Here is a 3,547-nt window from a genome sequence, read left to right on the forward strand (position 1 = left end):
GGAGGAGGGGTGAGCGCGGCGGGGGCTGAGGAAAGGCGGCCCCGCACACCCGCCCCGTCCGTCCGTGAGGGCCGGGCATATCCTGAACCATCCAGGCTGGCCGTCGGCTGACGAAGGGGTCCGAAGGTGCCGTCGATGCTCGATGTGGTCGTGGTGGGGGCGGGACCCAATGGGCTGACCGCCGCCGTGGAGCTGGCCCGCCGAGGCTTCTCCACAGCCCTTTTCGAGGCCCGCCCCACCGTCGGCGGCGGCGCCTCCACGGAGGAGCTGACCCTCCCCGGCTTCCGCCACGACCCGTGCTCCGCCGCGCACCCCCTCGCCGTCAACTCGCCCGCGTTCCGGGCGATGCCGCTCGACCGGTACGGACTTCAGTGGCTGCACGCCGACCTGCCGATGGCGCACCCCTTCCTCGACGGCACGGCCGCCGTGCTGTCCCGTTCCGTCGCCGAGACCGCCGCCTCGTTCGGGCCGCGCGACGCGGGCGCCTACCGCCGGCTGATCGAGCCGTTCCTCGCCAAGTGGGACACGCTCGCCCAGGACTTCATGTCCCTGCCGCTGACCGCGCTGCCCCGCGACCCGGTCGGGCTCGCCCGCTTCGGCCTCGCCGGGCTGCCCCCCTCGACCTGGCTGATGCGGCTGTTCCGCGACGACCGCGCCCGCACCCTGCTCGCCGGGCTCGTCGCCCACGTCATGGCCCCGCTGAACGGTTTCGCCACCAGCGCGATCGGCCTGGTCTTCGCACTGGCCGCGCACGCGAGGGGTTGGCCGGTCGCCCGTGGCGGCTCCCAGTCCGTCTCCGACGCCCTCGCCGCCTACCTGAAGGACCTCGGCGGCGAGATCCACACCGACTACGAGGTCAAACGGCTGGACGACCTGCCGCCCGCCCGCGCGTACGTCTTCGACACCTCGCCCACCGCGCTCGCCCGTATCGCAGGCCTCGGCCGCGCCTACGAGAACTTCCGGTACGGCCCCAGCGTCTTCAAGATCGACTATGCGCTGGACGGCCCCGTCCCCTGGACCGCGCCCGAGGCCCGCACCGCCGGCACCGTGCAGATCGGCGCGAACAGCGCGGAGATCGGCGCGGCCCTGCGCGCCGCGTCCCGCGAGGGCCGCGCCCCCGACCGCCCGTTCATGATCACCGTCCAGCCGAGTGTCGCGGACCCCACCCGCGCCCCCGAGGGCAAGCATGTCTTCTGGGCGTACGGGCACGTCCCCAACGGCTGGAGCGGCGACCTCACCGACGCGATGGAACGCCAACTGGAGCGCTTCGCGCCCGGCTTCCGCGACCGGATCCTCGCCCGCGCCACCATGGGCCCCGCCGAACTCGCCGCCCGCAACGCCAACTACGTCGGCGGGGACATCGCCGCCGGCGCGGTCTCCGGCCTTCAGATCCTGCTGCGGCCCAGACTGTCCCTGTTCCCGTACCACACCGCCCACCCGGCCGTGTTCATCTGCTCGTCGGCCACCCCGCCGGGCCCCGGCGTGCACGGCATGTCCGGGCACAACGCGGCCAAGGCGGTCTGGAGAAGGCTGAGGCAGCAGCCATGACCACCATCACCCTCGTCCGCGGCGACATCACCCGGGTCAGCGCCGACGCCATCGTCAACGCCGCCAACTCCTCCCTGCTCGGCGGGGGCGGCGTCGACGGCGCCATCCACCGGCGCGGCGGGCCCGCCATCCTCGAGGAGTGCCGCAGGCTCCGCGCCTCCAGGTACGGCAGGGGGCTGCCCACCGGCCGGGCGGTCGCCACCACCGCCGGGAACCTCGACGCCCGCTGGGTCATCCACACCGTCGGCCCCGTCCACAGCGCCGAAGAGGACCGCTCGGAGCTGCTCGCCTCCTGCTACCGCGAGTCGCTGCGCGTCGCCGACGAACTGGGCGCGCGCACGGTGGCGTTCCCCGCGATCTCGACCGGGGTGTACCGGTGGCCGATGGACGACGCGGCGCGGATCGCGGTGGACACCGTGCGCTCCACGCCGACCCGCGTCGAAGAGGTCAGCTTCGTCCTCTTCGACGACCGCGCCTACGACGCGTTCGCCCGCCGCACCGGCTGATCCCGCGGGAGCCGTGGGGCGGGAAGCGGACCGGACCGGTTGTCAGTGGTGCCTGCGACACTCACGGCATGGAGATGGAACTGCAACTGACGATCGACTGCTCCGACCCACGGCGGATGGTGGAGTTCTGGACGGAGGCCCTGGGCTACGTGCCCGAGCCGCCCCCGGACGGACACGCCACCTGGCGTGACTACTGGCAGGCGATGGGCGTGCCCGAGGAGGAGCTGCCGTCCGGCGCCGGGGACCTGCCGGAGTCCATCGTCGATCCCTCGGGACGCGGGCCGCGCGTGTGGTTCCAGCACGTCCCCGAGCCGAAGACCGTCAAGAACCGATGGCACTTCGACCTGAAGGTCGGCGGCGGCCGGGCCGTGCCCCGCGACGTCCGCGCCCAGCGGGTCGACGCCACGGTACGGCGGCTGGTCGCGGCCGGGGCCACCGTGGTGCGGGTCAGGGACGAGCCCGACACGGACCTCTACGCCGCCGCGCTGCGGGACCCCGAGGGCAACGAGTTCGACGTCGTCTGACCCCCGCCCCGACGACTCCCCGTCACCGCCGTGGGACACGCCGTGGCCAGGGAAGACTTCGGCCCCGAGATCCGTTCCACCACACAGGCACATCGACCGAAGGCGTAGAGAGGTACGAGATGACAGTCCGAACCGAGCGTGCGGTGCTGGCCGGCGGCTGCTTCTGGGGCATGCAGGACCTGATCCGCAAGCAGCCGGGCGTGGTGTCGACGCGGGTCGGCTACACCGGAGGCGACACCCCGAACGCCACCTACCGCGACCACGGCGACCACGCCGAGGCGATCGAGATCCTCTACGACCCGACGGTCACCACCTACCGGGACCTGCTGGAGTTCTTCTTCCAGATCCACGACCCGACCACCAAGGACCGCCAGGGCAACGACATCGGCCGCAGCTACCGCTCCGCGATCTTCTACGTCGACGAGGAGCAGCACCGCGTGGCGCTGGACACCATCGCCGACGTGGAGGCCAGCGGACTGTGGCCGGGCAAGGTCGTCACCGAGGTCCAGCCGGCCGGTGACTTCTGGGAGGCCGAGCCCGAGCACCAGGACTACCTGGAGCGCTACCCCGACGGTTACACCTGCCACTTCCCGCGGCCGAACTGGAAGCTGCCGAAGCGGGCCGCCACGCCGGCGGAGTGACCCTCGGCGCGGACCCCGTCCGACGGCGGGGCCGGGCAGGGCGCGAGGCGACCGCCGGGCCACGGTGAGGGTGCCCGGAGTCGGTGGGCCGAACAGGAACACACAGACTCCGACAGGGTCATTGCTTCGTTTGTGTTCGAGTTCTAGGGTGACGGTGCCTCAGCAGGCGTACCGTCACCGCTCGTTGCCACGACGTCGCACACGATCCGACGCACCCTCAGCCCGTGCAGCCCACGGTCGTCACGAGGAAGGCCACGGCCATGCCGCATCCGCTCCCGTATCCGGACCCGCAGCACGCCCTCCCCGCCCCGTACGCACCGCCCCCCAC

General features: G+C 72.7%; 4 protein-coding genes. All 4 read left to right on the plus strand.

The window, feature by feature from the left end; all coding sequences use genetic code 11:
• Window positions 1-135: 135 nt before the first annotated feature.
• The 4 genes from MTQ10_RS28975 (at window position 136) to msrA (ending at window position 3,219) form a co-directional block, all read left to right on the plus strand.
• The gene (locus tag MTQ10_RS28975) at window positions 136-1,548 is read left to right on the plus strand and encodes a phytoene desaturase family protein (protein ID WP_247473348.1); all 1,413 of its coding nucleotides are present in this window, start codon (window positions 136-138) and stop codon (window positions 1,546-1,548) included.
• On the plus strand, window positions 1,545-2,054 hold the full coding sequence (locus tag MTQ10_RS28980; protein WP_247473350.1) for an O-acetyl-ADP-ribose deacetylase: 510 nt from the start codon (window positions 1,545-1,547) through the stop codon (window positions 2,052-2,054). The genes MTQ10_RS28975 and MTQ10_RS28980 overlap by 4 nt, the downstream gene beginning before the upstream one ends.
• Before the next feature lie 68 nt (window positions 2,055-2,122).
• The gene (locus MTQ10_RS28985; protein WP_247473352.1) at window positions 2,123-2,578 is read left to right on the plus strand and encodes a VOC family protein; all 456 of its coding nucleotides are present in this window, start codon (window positions 2,123-2,125) and stop codon (window positions 2,576-2,578) included.
• A gap of 119 nt (window positions 2,579-2,697) precedes the next feature.
• Complete coding sequence (gene msrA / locus MTQ10_RS28990; RefSeq protein WP_247473354.1) at window positions 2,698-3,219, plus strand: peptide-methionine (S)-S-oxide reductase MsrA; 522 nt, start codon at window positions 2,698-2,700, stop codon at window positions 3,217-3,219.
• Window positions 3,220-3,547: the final 328 nt, after the last annotated feature.

It is taken from the genome of Streptomyces sp. XM83C (assembly GCF_023072675.1).
Lineage (GTDB): Bacteria > Actinomycetota > Actinomycetes > Streptomycetales > Streptomycetaceae > Streptomyces > Streptomyces thermocoprophilus.

What these genes read in the sequence shown, in the direction of transcription:
- MTQ10_RS28975 (WP_247473348.1), top strand. Translation starts at nt 136, where the DNA reads ATGCTCGATGTGGTCGTGGTGGGGGCGGGACCCAATGGGCTGACCGCC.
- MTQ10_RS28980 (WP_247473350.1), top strand. Translation starts at nt 1,545, where the DNA reads ATGACCACCATCACCCTCGTCCGCGGCGACATCACCCGGGTCAGCGCC.
- MTQ10_RS28985 (WP_247473352.1), top strand. Translation starts at nt 2,123, where the DNA reads ATGGAGATGGAACTGCAACTGACGATCGACTGCTCCGACCCACGGCGG.
- msrA (WP_247473354.1), top strand. Translation starts at nt 2,698, where the DNA reads ATGACAGTCCGAACCGAGCGTGCGGTGCTGGCCGGCGGCTGCTTCTGG.